At 68.6% G+C, this 11,738-nt stretch carries 12 protein-coding genes; 2 read left to right on the top strand and 10 right to left on the bottom strand.

Annotated elements, in window-relative coordinates; genetic code table 11:
• Positions 1-291 precede the first annotated feature (291 nt).
• Together C1I98_RS06000 and aroQ are read right to left on the bottom strand one after the other, a co-directional pair.
• Positions 292-675: a VOC family protein gene (locus C1I98_RS06000; RefSeq protein ID WP_111166067.1), complete on the bottom strand. Its 384-nt coding sequence runs from the start codon at positions 673-675 to the stop codon at positions 292-294.
• Between the two features lie 8 nt (positions 676-683).
• Positions 684-1,286 (bottom strand): gamma subclass chorismate mutase AroQ, encoded by a 603-nt coding sequence (gene aroQ, locus C1I98_RS05995; RefSeq protein ID WP_111166066.1) that lies wholly within the window; start codon positions 1,284-1,286, stop codon positions 684-686.
• Positions 1,287-1,643: 357 nt separating this feature from the next.
• On the opposite strand from aroQ, the gene C1I98_RS05990 reads away from it, so the two are divergent.
• Complete coding sequence (locus C1I98_RS05990) at positions 1,644-2,957, top strand: tetratricopeptide repeat protein (RefSeq protein WP_111166065.1); 1,314 nt, start codon at positions 1,644-1,646, stop codon at positions 2,955-2,957.
• Here the strand turns inward: C1I98_RS05990 and C1I98_RS05985 are convergent, their stop codons facing one another.
• The 6 genes from C1I98_RS05985 to C1I98_RS40350 all read right to left on the bottom strand — a co-directional run bounded on the left by C1I98_RS05985 (position 2,958) and on the right by C1I98_RS40350 (position 7,215).
• Complete coding sequence (locus C1I98_RS05985; protein WP_233507218.1) at positions 2,958-3,734, bottom strand: LLM class flavin-dependent oxidoreductase; 777 nt, start codon at positions 3,732-3,734, stop codon at positions 2,958-2,960. It abuts the gene before it with no gap.
• Between the two features lie 17 nt (positions 3,735-3,751).
• Positions 3,752-3,922 carry an AMP-binding enzyme gene (locus C1I98_RS05980; protein ID WP_158557930.1) on the bottom strand — a complete coding sequence of 57 codons (171 nt, stop codon included), beginning with the start codon at positions 3,920-3,922 and terminating at the stop codon, positions 3,752-3,754.
• On the bottom strand, positions 3,919-4,380 hold the full coding sequence (locus tag C1I98_RS44910) for an AMP-binding protein (protein WP_111166062.1): 462 nt from the start codon (positions 4,378-4,380) through the stop codon (positions 3,919-3,921). The genes C1I98_RS05980 and C1I98_RS44910 overlap by 4 nt, the downstream gene beginning before the upstream one ends.
• Entirely contained in the window at positions 4,377-4,961 is a 585-nt protein-coding gene (locus C1I98_RS44905; protein WP_111166061.1) for an AMP-binding protein, read from the bottom strand. Before C1I98_RS44905 ends, C1I98_RS44910 begins: the two co-directional genes overlap by 4 nt.
• A 43-nt stretch (positions 4,962-5,004) precedes the next feature.
• Positions 5,005-5,415, bottom strand: a complete 411-nt coding sequence (locus C1I98_RS05965) for an AraC family ligand binding domain-containing protein (RefSeq protein ID WP_199536748.1) — start codon at positions 5,413-5,415, stop codon at positions 5,005-5,007.
• Positions 5,416-6,318: 903 nt separating this feature from the next.
• Complete coding sequence (locus tag C1I98_RS40350) at positions 6,319-7,215, bottom strand: AraC family transcriptional regulator (RefSeq protein WP_158557928.1); 897 nt, start codon at positions 7,213-7,215, stop codon at positions 6,319-6,321.
• A 175-nt stretch (positions 7,216-7,390) separates the two neighbouring features.
• Here C1I98_RS40350 and C1I98_RS05945 point away from each other — a divergent pair, with 175 nt between their 5' ends.
• Positions 7,391-8,047 (top strand): GNAT family N-acetyltransferase, encoded by a 657-nt coding sequence (locus C1I98_RS05945; RefSeq protein ID WP_199536747.1) that lies wholly within the window; start codon positions 7,391-7,393, stop codon positions 8,045-8,047.
• A gap of 47 nt (positions 8,048-8,094) precedes the next feature.
• On the opposite strand, the gene C1I98_RS05940 is transcribed toward C1I98_RS05945, so the two are convergent.
• Together C1I98_RS05940 and C1I98_RS05935 are read right to left on the bottom strand one after the other, a co-directional pair.
• Positions 8,095-9,327, bottom strand: coding sequence for a cytochrome P450 (locus C1I98_RS05940; RefSeq protein WP_111166058.1), 1,233 nt, complete (start codon positions 9,325-9,327; stop codon positions 8,095-8,097).
• Positions 9,328-9,463: 136 nt separating this feature from the next.
• Complete coding sequence (locus C1I98_RS05935; protein ID WP_199536746.1) at positions 9,464-11,713, bottom strand: alpha-N-acetylglucosaminidase; 2,250 nt, start codon at positions 11,711-11,713, stop codon at positions 9,464-9,466.
• Between the last annotated feature and the right edge of the window lie 25 nt (positions 11,714-11,738).

The following is an 11,738-nucleotide window of genomic DNA, read 5'->3' as shown; positions in this document are numbered from 1 at the left end:
CCCCAGCACGCAGTCGCTGGCGGCCCCACCCGACCCGTCGGGGCCGATCAACCTCGCCGCCGCCCACCGGTGCGCGTTCTGGCCGAAGAGCTCAATCCTGCGACGCCACCCGATGTTCCTCCTCGTCGCCCAGATACGCCGACGACTCCCTGATAAGCCGCTCCCGGCTGTGCGCACCGCCCGTACGCCGGGCAGTTCGACGCCGCCTTCGGCGGCACCGGGCTCGCCGAGCGCATGATGCCTGGGGACCGATCCGGTTACCGGCTGTCGGAGGCCCTTTCAAACCACGGGCTAGTCCGCGGGTGTGACCCAGTCCACGAGCTGGATCACCACGCCGTTGGGGTCGGTGACCTGGAACAGCCGCTCTCCCCATGGGTCCACGCGCAGCGGCATGGTGATGGCCACGCCGGCGGCGGCGAGCCGTTCGTACTCTGCGGGCACGTCGCCCACGGTGAACGCGAGGATGATGCCGCCGGCGCGCCGGTCCCGGTGCTCCTGCGGCAGGACGTCGGTCCCAGGGCGCAGGAAGACCACCTCGGGGGCGTCCTCGTGGACCAGCTTGGCGAAGCCGTCGGCCGCCGCGACCTCGCGGAAGCCGAAGTGGCCGCTCAAGAAGCCGGACGAGGCGGACACGTCGTCCACCGTGAGCGCGATCGTGGTAGTAGAAATCCGCATATCACTCCTTACTCTCTACACTGTAGAGAGTAACGGAAAGCGGAGCCCGCTTCGTTCACATCGGTATACGGCGACCGGGCCGGGAAAGACTGGAGGAGTCCGAGCCCGTCAACCGGCATGCACAAGAAGGCAGGACGACAGAGGGAACGCACGCTCCTGCACCACCCCGGCATCGGCGTCCCTCGGACTTGGCGAATGCGCCCTCCACCAGAGGCCGGATGGTCGAGTACGCGATTCCCCGGATACCCGACGCGCCACAGCCGCACGTCGGTGAGGAGGTCGGGCCGCTCGGCAGGCACCTCGTCCGGATGCCGCATCCACCGCGCGTACAACCCACGCTGAACGGCCTTGTTCGCCTCGATCTGTGCCCGGAAGAACCGTACCGCGGACTCTGGATCGAGCCCCATCGCCATCGACCGGGCCCGCACGCCTTCCAGGACCTGCTGCTCACGCACGGGATCATCGATCGGCCGCGGCGTCCCGAACTCCGCAGCCGCCACCAGATCGCCGACCCGCATCCGTCGCACCATCAGGTCTGTCAGCTCGCCCAATGGCCCCATCGAGCCACCCGGCATCAGCGCCAGCGCGAGGGCCAATGCCACTACCCGCATGGCTGTCGATGCTAGACCCGCTTGAGACCCTCCGAGCCCGCGTCGCGATTCTACGATCGCCGGTCCGTCGGCTCAGCGCCTGTTCATGATCAGCACCCGTGGCCGTCCGACTGTGACACAACCATGACACGGCGCGAACGGGGTGCGGACGCCGCCAGACGACAGTGGACGGGTCGACCGGCGGGCGAGTTACAGAGCGACTGAGAAGCGATCCGGACGCCCGCATCGGGACGACGCCGTACGGCCCGGCGGCCCCGGCACCACAAGCGTCGCCCTCATCGAGCGGGGCCGAGGCGAACCGGCCGGAGCTGCTGGGACGAAACGTTACGACAAAGGCGATCGTGAAAAGGAGAAGGCGTGGCTGAAGACGGGAAATGGGACCGGCGTTCGCTGTTTCGGGGCGCCGCCGTGGTGGCCGGCGCCGCCGCGGCCGCGCCGCTGCTGGGCAAGGCGGCCACGGCACTGGCCGACAGCGGTGACGCCGACGCGCTGTTCAAGGCCGGTGAGTTCGAACAGGCGGCCCGCGCGTACGAGGAGATCCTGAGAAAAGACCCTGCGAACCTGCGCGCGGCCCGCCAGCGCGGCTATGTCGGACTGTTGTCCAATCGGTTCGCCGACGCCGAGAAGTACCTCAAGATGGCCTTTGACCTGGCACCCGACGACAAGGAAACCAACACGCTTCTGGGCGACTGCTACATCCGGCAGGATAAACTAGCCCTCTCCGCACCACATTGGCAGGCGGCGGGCGAGAGCGGCTACGCCAAGTGGTTCGCGGCGGTCAGCGGTGAGCCCTATCAGGTCCACGGTGACATCGCGCGGGTGGAATGGAAGCAGATGGACCCGACGCCGCTGGTAGAGGCCTCGGTCAACGGCGGGCCGACGAAACGCTTCACGTTCTACACCGGTGCCCCGAATCTGAGCCTGCGCGCGTCGGTGGCCAAGGAGGCCGGGCTGAGCCCCGTCGTCAGTGAGAAGACCGAGTTCGAGGGCACCATCATATGGGTGCACTACGGAGTGCTGGACTCCTTCAAGCTGGGCGATATCGAACTGCGCAATGTCCCGGTCGGCTGGTCGGCGACGGAGTCGGGCGGAGATGTCGGCACCGACAGCGACGGAATGATCGGTATGTGGGTCTTCTACCACTTGCTGACCACCTTCGACTACGCAGGCCGGTCACTGATCCTGCGCCGCCGGACCCCCGAGGTGGCCAGAAAGGTACGCGCCGACGCCGTACGGGCGGGCGCCAAGCCCCTGCCGCTGTGGCTGGCCCGTGACCACAACATGCACAGCCTCGGCAGCATCGCCGGGTCCGGCCTGCGGGTGGTGGGCGTGAACTTCGGCGGATTCGGCGAGACCGCCGCGGGCCTCCTGGGGGAAACGGCCAAGCGGTTGCGGGTCCGCACCGACTACGACCGCCCGATCGAGACATTCGCCCACAGTCACCCGACCGTCACCTACCCCTGCTACCCGAAGGAGGTCCGCCTCGGCGACGCCGTCGCCAAGGAGGTCTACTGCGAGACGGACCCCAGCCACCCGGTCAACGTGCCCTGGCCGCACGGGACAGGGATCGACACGATCGGCCACTTCCCCCACAGCTTCTTCAAGCCCTACAACGCCACCGTCGACTTCACCGACATGAACCTCTTCATCGCCCGCGGCAAGGCCGCCTGATCACCGCGACCGCACGGGTGCCATAGGAACCGCCTGGCGTACCGGACGTGCCCAGGAGGCTTCGGACGCGCGGCGGGGCCGCCGGTGAGCCGGCTCACCGGCGGCAGGTCGGCTGTGCTCACGAGGGGCTCGCCGGAATGTGTCGGGGCTGTACCCGGCAGGGTCGTCGCCGGCCGGGCTCACCTGGAGGTCGGTCACGCCAGACTCGCGGAAGGCCTCGATCCGCTCCTTGACGTACGACGCGGGGCCGACGAGGTTCACCTGCTCCAGCAGTTCGAGCGGGACCTTGGCCTCAACCTCCTTCATGCCGTCGAGATACAGATCCTGAATCTCCTTGGCCTCCGCCTCGTAGCCGTACCGGCAGGCGAGGTCGTTGTAGACGTTCCTGCCACGGGCGCTCATGCCTCCGATATATAGGGCGAACATCGGCCGCGCGAAGTCGAGCATCCCCTTCACGTCCTCGCCGACCGCGACCATGCCGCCGGCCACGACCTCCAGCGGCGCCAGGCCCTCGGGGCGCTCGGCGGCACCAGCGGCGAGCGGGCCGCCCCAGACCCTGGCGGCGCCCTCGGGAGAGTAGAGGAACGGCAGCCAGCCGTCGGCGTACGCCGCCGCGCTTTCTACCGACCTGGGTCCCAGCGCGGCGACGTAGAGCGGGACCGAGGAGCGTTCCGGCTTGGCCGGCATCTTCAGCGATCTGCCCAGGCCGGTGCCCTGGCCGGCGGGTAGGGGAAGCTGGAAGGAGTGGCCGCTGTACCCGACCACCTCACGGCGCAAGGCCGCACGGATGATCTCTACGGTCTCCTTCGTCCGTGCCCAGGGCACCCGACCACGAAAGCGGTGACCTTCTCGCCCCACCTCTGGTCGGGCACACCGATGACGGCCGCCGAGCCGACCGAAGGGTGCCCTGCCAGGGCGGCCTCGACCTCGCTCGCGTAGATGTTGAAGCCGCCGGAGATGATCACGTCCTTTTGCGGTCGACGATGTACAGGAGGCCCTCGTCGTCCTGGCGGGCCATGTCTCCCGTGTGCAGCCAGCCGCCCTTGAGCGCTGCCTCTGTCTCCTCGAGAAGGTTCCTGTAGCCGAGCATGACCCCGCGGTTCCGCATGGCGATCTCGCCCACCTCGCCCAGGGGAACGTCGTGACCGTCGTCGTCGATCAGCCTGATGCGGTTCCCGACCACGGGACGACCACAGGAGGCGAGCCGCTCCAGGCTCGCGGTCTGGTGCGCGACCTTGGGCAGGACCGTCCCGATGCCGGTCGACTCCGTCTGCCCGTATATCTGGGAAAAGACCGGACCGATACGTTCACAAGCCTCGGCCAGGCGCACCGGGGACATCGGCCCGGTGGCGTACCAGATCACCTCGAGACCGGACAGGTCTCGCGTCTCCGGACGCTCGTGGTCCAGCAGCGCGTAGATCATCGTCGGGAGGCGCTGACGCAGTTGATGCGCTCCGCTTCGATGACGTCGAGGAAGCGGCCGGGGTCGAAACCCTGCTCGATCACGACGGTGCCGCCACGAAGCAGCGTTGGGATCACACCAAGCCCGGTGGCATGGGTGAGCGGAGCCGAGGCCAGGTACCGCGGCATGTGCGGCTGTTCGAAGTCGGCCAGGTGCGCGTAGACCAGCTGCACCATCGACCGATGCGGCTGCATCAGGCCCTTCGGTCTCCCGGTCGTCCCCCCGGTGTACTGCAACCATGCGACGTCCGTCTCGGTGGCCGGGCCGGCATCAAGAGGCCGAGCCCCGTGAGACTCGCCCGCAGGCAGGCCGCCTGCGGCCGGGATCACCATCAGGTGTCTCAGCGAACCGACCTCGGCGAGGACCTGGCGCCCGCGCTCCTCCAGGGGCGTGGTCACCACCAGCACCGTGGCCTCCGCATCCTCGCAGACGACGATGTGGTCCTCGACCGAGGCCAGGGCCTGAAGGCCGGTGAAGCGCCCGCCCAAGAGGTACGTCGCGGCCTGGACGATCCACGACTCGGGCATGTTCGGACTGAGCATCGTGACACCCGCTCCGAGCCCACCCCCCGGCGGGCCAGCGCGGTCATGTACTGCGAGACGAGACCTTCGACAGCAGACGGGCGCGGGGGCCGTCGGCCGGGCCGTCGTCGCCGATCAGCGCCAGGTACGCCTCGCGCAACAGCGCACTGGTCACGAACACCGAGGGCTCGGCCGGCAGTTGCCCGGCCACTGCCGCCGGAACCCGGAGCAGCCGGACATCGGTCTCACCGTACGAGCGACCGCTGTGCACATAGAAAGGTGGCACCCAGGTGATGCGGTTCGCCGGCGCCACCCATGTGCCGACCTGGGTCACAGTGACCAGTGCTCCGGAGACGGCGTACCTGAGCTGGCCGAAGTCATGGAAGTGCGCGGCGATGTCCTCGCCGTGGGCCATAGGCTCGCAGACCGAGGAATCGTCGGTCCAGAACACCGGCTCGTGGACAAGTCCGGTCATGGGCACTCACCCTAACCCGCGTTCGCGGCCTCTGGGCATGGCCGCCGGGGTCGAGCGTCGCTGGCGACACGGGGGCTCAGGCCCGTCAGGGCCAGAGCTTGTGACCCCGACATATTGGCGGGTTATCGGAATATTCTGGCGTGACACCGGTGGTACGCCTGAGTTATGGCGTTCATCGTTGAGGTAGGTCGCACCGGATGAATCCTGAGGGTGCGATCGACTCGACCAGCTCGCCATGGCGTACAGGCCCTTGCCAAGGCCGTAGAGCACGACCATCGTGCTGGCCTATCGGAAAAGCAGCCCCCCTTCCCACACCCCGAAACCAGGAGAGTCGTGCGAGCCATCACCCAGCATGCATTCGGCGGCCCAGAGGTCCTCACCATCGTGGACATGCCCCAGCCCCGCGCCCTTCCGACGGAGGTTCTCGTCCGGGTCAAGGCGATCGGGCTGAACCCCCTGGAACCGCGCCTGCGCGCCGGCGGCGGGCGAGGCCGCCGCCCGGGTGGAGCCGCCTGTGCCGCCGCATCCGCCGACGAACGCCATCGCAAAGCCGAGACCAGCAGCGCGGTCCGAGCCTTGGCCGATCCAGGTCGACGCCAAAGGCCCTGTCGACGCGGACATGGGGATTTGCCGGGAGGCATAGCATTTCCCTCCGCGTCGAAGTGGGACCGATCACTGGGTTGAACAGCCTGGACTTTACCGCCCGTGGGGTCAGCGCGGGTACGAATGCGGGTCGGCTCCCCCAGCAGGCCGTGCAGCACCGGACCGTCGTCGGTAGGAACGAGTCGCGGGCGGTCTGATCGCCGGCGGTCGTGGCGCGCGACTTCTTGCACAGGTGCGGACCACGGAGCTACATCGCAGTGTCGCCACCCGGTGGCCGGGAATCGTGCTCCCGGACAGTGATCATCCTTGAAAGAACTCCATGGCCCACTTCCTGTCGGGGAGGTGCTCGTGGCTCGGCGCTCCTCCTTGCCCCGCATGGAGGAGTGCGCGGTGGGCCTTCGGCGTGCTCTGCTTCACCTCGCGAAATCGCCGGTTGAAGTTCGAGAGGTTGCCGAAGCCGCATCTCGACGCGATGGTCGCGATCGGCAGGTCCGTGTCGTGCAGGAGGCGGCATGCGGCGTTGAGCCGCACGACGGTGATGAACCGCGTAAGGGTGAATCCGGTCGACCGGGAGAAGAGCCGGCTCGTGGCGCTCGGGTTCATTTGCACGGCGTCGGCGATGTCCTGGAGAGTGATCTGTGAGCGGTAGTGTTCGTGTACGTACGCCACGATCGTCTCGATCCGGCGCGCGCCGGATGTGTCGGACGCGGACTGGCCGGGGGCGAGACGGACATAGGGTCCGCGGCTGAGGGCGACGAGGATGTCCAGCAGCGCGACGGTCTTCTCCGCGGGCGTGAGGTCATCGAGGGTCGCCAGCGCGGGCGGCACCTCGGCGAATCGAAGTCCGTCGGCCGAGGCGTCCAGGAGCATGGCCACATCGGCGAACACCGGCTGATCGAAGAACCCTGCGCCGAGAACGTCCCGCGTGAACTGCACGACGATCGCCTCGACCGGCCCGCCCTCGGGGATCGACGCGTACATGTGGGCCAAATGGGGACCGATCAGTACGAGGTCGCCAGACTCGTACTGATCGATCGAGTCTCCGAGGAGCTGGGTCCCCGCTCCGCGCACGATGTACGTCAACTCGAACTCGGGATGGACGTGGCTGCTGCGCGGCGGGAGCCAGGGCGCCCGGAGCCGGAAGTGCCGCCAGCCGAGCGGGTAGAGCGGCTCAAGGTGCTCGTAGACGACCGACATCCACGCCCTCCTTGATTGGCAAAGATCGTACCGATTCCGACAAACCACAGCGTTGTCGCAAGACCTCGGATCCTCGACGCTGAACACACGGCGGTCCATGGACGCATAGGACGCTACCCGGCTCGCACCGCGATCATCCAGTTGATCCCCCTCACCAGAAAGGTCGGCAGTGGTCATGAACGACATCGAACAGGCAGGGCCCAGCAGAGGGGACGGGCTGACGATCCGCCCGTACCGGCCGGCCGATCGCGATGATGTGGCGAACATCTGCCTCCGTACTGGGGCGAGCGGCGCCGACGCGACGGGGATGTACTCCGACGACACGCTCATCGCCGACGTGGCCGCGCTGCCGTACCTGGAGTTCGCGCCTGATCTCGCGTTCGTCGTCGGCGACGGGGAACACGTCCTCGGCTATGTCATCGGCGTCGCCGACACCGCCGCGTTCATCACCTGGTGGGAACGGAATTGGGCACCCGGGTTCGCGGAGAGGCATCCGGAACCGGGTCCCCCGACCGGCCAGGCGCCCGCGATCAGCGAGGAGCTGCTCGTCTGGGTGGGACTGCATCCCGAGGCGACCCGTATCCCCGAGATCGCGGACTACCCGGCGCACCTGCACATCAACCTGCTGCCGGAGTTGCAGGGCCGGGGCTTCGGCAGGCGTCTGGTCGACACGTTCCGCGGGGCGCTCGCCGAGCGCGGGGTGCCGGCGCTGTACCTCGGCGTCGACTCCTCGAACACGGGGGCATTGGCGTTCTACACTCGCCTCGGCTTCCACGAGCTGGGATCGAGCACCCCGGAACACCCGCTGCTCGGCATCGCAACGACACCGTGACGACCTCGTGACGACCTCGTGACGCCGGCGAGCCGCAGCCGCCTTGCTCACCCCCGTTCGGATCCCTGGTCCCAGGCGACGCGGACGGTCCCCGGCGCGTAGGTCGGCAGGTCGCCGGCGAACGCCATCGGTGCCTGCTGTTCGGCCTCGACCAGGCGCAGTGCCGGCAGGCGCGCCAGCAGTAGGGTGATCGCTTCGGCGATCACCACACGGGCCAGCTGCTGTCCGATGCACGCGTGGATGCCGTGGCCGAAGGCGAGGTGGCCGGACGCCTCGCGCGTGACATCAAAGGTGTCCGGGTCGGGGAACCGCTCGCCGTCGCGGCTGGCGGCCACTGTGGACACCCAGACCGGTTCGCCCTTGCGGAAGTCGATCCCCTCCAGGGTCAGGTCCTCCGCCACGGTTCGCGGGTGGGTCGAGACGAACATCGCGTGGAACCGCACGAACTCCTCGACCGCGGCGGGGATGCGCTCGGGCTCGCGCCGCAAGGTCTCCAGCTGGCCGGGATCCGACAGGAGCGACACCATGATCGTTCCGATCATGTACGCGATCGCGTCGCGCCCCGAGCCCATCAGCACCGTGACGATTCCCAGCCGCTCGGGTCCGGTGAGCTCCGAGCGCAGGAGATCGCTGATCGTGTCCTCGACGAGGTCGGCGGCCTTCAGGTCGAGTACGTCGGCCGCGAACTCCACCATGTCGCCGAACCTCAGTTCGTCGGTGGCGAAGATGGCGGTGAATTCCTCGGCCTTGGCGTCCGGGATGCCCAGGACCCGGCAGTGGGCGAACACCGAAACCGGGACGGCGAAATCCTCGAACAGGTCGGCGGTGGGCCCGGCGGCGAGAATCTCGTCGAGCCGCCGTTCGATGAACTCGCCGATCGCCGGCCGTTGCCGCCGCACCCCGCGGACCGAGAAGCGCCCGACCGCTGCCCGGCGGATCCTCGTGTGCTGGGGCGGGTCGAGACCCAGGACGTTGCCGACCATCAGGGCGTGCACCCGCTCCGCGTCGATCGGCTTCCCCATCGGCAGCGGTGTGGGTCCCAGCGGGGTCCGCCGGTCGGACATGCTGAAGCGGGGGTCCTGGAGCACCTGGCGGGCCAGCTCGTAACCGGTGACGAACCACCCGACGTTCCCGTCCTCGGCGGTGAGCCGGGTCGCCGGTGCCTCGGCACGCCACTGCGCGAACTGCGGGGAGGGCCGGAACGGAGTACCGTCCCTGGGCATCACCGGCGGATGCTGATAAGGACATCCCATGTCCTGGGTGTTCAGATGCGTCGTCATGGGGTAAAGCGCCTTTCTCCGATATCCGGTGCCCCGGACGTGAACTGTGCCCGCGCGGTGCGGAATGCGCGCAGTTCGGGGCGCAGCGGATTCCAGCTTGATTTCCGGCTCCGATAAGGGCCCGTTTCCGCTCGGCCTATTTCGCCGAGGTGAGCCGTTCGGCGATCTCCAGAACTGCCTGCGCAGCCGTCTTCAGCTCGCCGTGCGGGCGGCTCGGGTACCGGGTGCCGCTCTGGATCCACTCGTCGGCGAACCGGTACCAGTCGATCGGCGTCGTGGCTTCCCCGGTGAGGACGTTGCGGATCTGCGCCAGCCAGGCGGTCCACCGGGAGCGGTAGTAGTCGCCGACCAGGCCCGCCCAGCCGCGGTTCCCGTAGTCGACCAGAAAGGTGGAGTCCGCGTAGCCCCAGGACGTCAGCAGCCGCTTGGCTTCCTCCGCAAGGTAGGTGCTCTCCTCCGCCGTCGAACCCCACGCGCGGGCGTCGTCGACCCATCGCCCGAGCAGGAAATGCTCATTGGTGCGCAGGACCGCTTCCTGGGCGTCGATCAACTCCAGATAGTCGGCCACGCGCTCGTCGTAGGACCCGAGGTCCTTCGCCTCGGCCGCCTCGGCGATCGCTCGCAGGCCCGCGCGGGCGGCGTCGTCGGCCACCTGGCGGGCGACGTCGGCGAGGTCGTACGCGAACCCCGTGGTGTGCAGGGAATCGGCGGCGGCCAGCAGCTCCCGCAGGGCGGGGATGAGTGCGTCCTCCCGGTAGGGCAGCGCACGCGGCCCCATCATGCTCGCCTGGTTGGCCCGCAGGCTGGGGATGGCCGCGATCACCGAATCGGTACTCCCGTACGGCATGGCGAAGGTCTCCAGCGAAGGATCGGTGACCTCCATCGCCGCGAACGGTCCCCCCGGGACGGGCTCTTTGCCGGCGTCGGTCGCGTCGACCGCGTTGCCCGCCATGGCCTGCTGCGACTCGGCCGGAGTAGCGCCCGTGCCATCGTGCCGCCACGGCCCGTAAGCGGTCTCGACCAGGGTCCGCCATGCGGCCCGCGCGTGTTCGTCGGCAGCGCCGTACCGGGCGGTCGTCCACTCGTCGAGCCAGGGGCCGATCTGGATCTCGCCGTCGGCCCACGCGAGGTCGCTGAACAGATCCCACAGCACCGGGTTGTTCCCGACGCCCTCGGCCATATTGGTCAGACCGGCCAGACTGGACGGTTCGCCGTCCACGGCCCAGCGCTTCGGCGTTGCGGCGACCGCCGCCACGTCTCCGTACAGCACCGTCCGGCCACCGTAATTCGGCAGGATGCCCAGCGCCCACTCCGCGTCCAGGAAGCCGCCGTCGGCGTCGGCGGCCTCACCGGTCAGGTCGAGCACGAGCACCTGGGACAGGTCGACCCCCTCGAGCAGTTCCCGGCGAGGGTTGCCGATCCAGGCTTGCAGCACCCACTTCGAGTCCGGGTCGGCGGCCACCATGGCCCGCTGCACCCCGCGCGCGGCTTCCGCGAGGTCGACCCCGCCGGTCGTTCCGCCCTCGTGCAGCAGGTCCACCGCCCACATCCCGCTGGCACCGAACGTGGAGCGTTGCGTCGCGTAAAACGTCTCGGCGACCGCGGCGTACGCGTCCGAGGTCGTGTCGAGCCAGTCCGGCCGCTCCGGCCCGGCGACATCCAAGAACCAGAGCCCTTGCGGCACCACCCGGGCGCCTTCGTTGCGCTCACCGAACTTCGGCGGGACGGCGCCGCTGAAACCCGGGAAAATCGGAGTGATATCCAGCTCGCGCATTCGCTGGACGACCCTGCGGGCCAGCTCGACACGCTTCTCGACCAGCGTGCGTGTCGTGCCCTTGCCGAAACTCTGGATGCTGTTCAGCCACAGCCACGGCTGGTGCGACGGCGGCCCGAGCCATCGGAGGACCTCTTCCTCCGTGTACCCGAACCGGGTGAACGTCTCCAGATAGACAACTTCCTGGCCGAGCGTGATGTGTGCGGCATTGACCCCACTCGCGGCGAGCAGGTCCAGTTCGGCTTCCCACTGCGCCCAGTCGAAGTACGGCGTCGTGTACCCCGACACCGTGAGGTTGTAGGCGACGCGCAGGCCGAGCCGTGCCCGCCGCTCGACCACCACGTCCACGGGGAGATCACCGTCAACCGGACGGGTGCCGAACCGCGACACATGGGCCACTCCGGTCCGGCGGGCGAACGCGGCGTACCCCGCGATGGCCGCCCCCGCGCCCGAGGCAGTGACATGCAGGTCACCATCGGCGGCCCAGGCCCGAAACCCGTCGCCGATACCGGGATCGACGACCACGTGGATGCGGTCGGCGGTGAGACCGCTGAGTCGCCGGATGGCCGCAGTGGCGCTTGTGGTCGCCGTGTGCGCGGATACGTCGTTCACCGAGGTTTTCTCCTATCGAGGATGG

The sequence above is a fragment of the Spongiactinospora gelatinilytica genome (assembly GCF_003236385.1).
Classification (GTDB): Bacteria; Actinomycetota; Actinomycetes; order Streptosporangiales; family Streptosporangiaceae; genus Spongiactinospora; species Spongiactinospora gelatinilytica.
This window is presented reverse-complemented; position numbering and strand designations above follow the sequence as displayed.